The sequence below is a fragment of the Gordonia sp. GN26 genome, assembly GCF_054823965.1.
Window position 1 is genome coordinate 1 of sequence record NZ_JSYC01000086.1, and the last position, 1,262, is coordinate 1,262.

Sequence of the window (1,262 nt, forward strand, 5' to 3'; positions counted from 1 at the left end):
TTGTGTTCGGCGGTGTCCTACTCTCCCACACTGATTAAGGTGCAGTACCATTGGCGCTGGAGGGCTTAGCTTCCGGGTTCGGAATGGGGCCGGGCGTTTCCCCTCCGCTATGGCCGCCGTAACTCTATAAAACAACCAACAAACAGGTCATTTGTTTGTTTGTGTGTTGTTTCAGAAGTGTCATAGTGGATGCGAACACACCAGAAAAACGGGTTTCTGTGGTGTGTGGGTGTTGTTGGTAAGTCCTCGGCCGATTAGTACCAGTCACCTGAACACATTGCTGTGCGTACAGTTCTGGCCTATCAACCCCATGGTCTGTAGGGGGCCTTAACCCTGCAAAGAGGGTGAGAAACCTCATCTTGGAACAGGCTTCCCGCTTAGATGCTTTCAGCGGTTATCCCTTCCGAACGTAGCTAACCAGCGGTGCCCCTGGCGGGACAACTGGCACACCAGAGGTTCGTCCGTCCCGGTCCTCTCGTACTAGGGACAGGTTTCCTCAAGTTTCTTACGCGCGCGGCGGATAGAGACCGAACTGTCTCACGACGTTCTAAACCCAGCTCGCGTGCCGCTTTAATGGGCGAACAGCCCAACCCTTGGGACCTACTCCAGCCCCAGGATGCGACGAGCCGACATCGAGGTGCCAAACCATCCCGTCGATATGGACTCTTGGGGAAGATCAGCCTGTTATCCCCGGGGTACCTTTTATCCGTTGAGCGACACCGCTTCCACTTGCCGGTGCCGGATCACTAGTCCCGACTTTCGTCCCTGCTCGACATGTACGTCTCACAGTCAAGCTCCCTTGTGCACTTACACTCAACACCTGATTGCCAACCAGGCTGAGGGAACCTTTGGGCGCCTCCGTTACTCTTTGGGAGGCAACCGCCCCAGTTAAACTACCCACCAGGCACTGTCCCTGAACCCGATCAGGGTCCGAGGTTAGAAGTCCAATACGATCAGAGTGGTATTTCAACAACGACTCCATGAACACTGGCGTGCCCACTTCACAGTCTCCCACCTATCCTACACAAACCGAACCGAACACCAATACCAAGCTATAGTGAAGGTCCCGGGGTCTTTTCGTCCTGCCGCGCGTAACGAGCATCTTTACTCGTACTGCAATTTCGCCGAGTCTGTGGTTGAGACAGCAGAGAAGTCGTTACGCCATTCGTGCAGGTCGGAACTTACCCGACAAGGAATTTCGCTACCTTAGGATGGTTATAGTTACCACCGCCGTTTACTGGGGCTTAAATTCTCAGCTTCGC

At 54.3% G+C, this 1,262-nt stretch carries 2 rRNA genes; both read right to left on the minus strand.

The features are described 5' to 3' along the window. Nucleotides 1-4: 4 nt before the first annotated feature. Nucleotides 5-121: ribosomal RNA gene (rrf, locus tag OK17_RS17120) — 5S ribosomal RNA — on the minus strand. A gap of 113 nt (nucleotides 122-234) precedes the next feature. Further along, a 23S ribosomal RNA gene (locus OK17_RS17125) occupies nucleotides 235-1,262 on the minus strand; the annotation flags it as partial.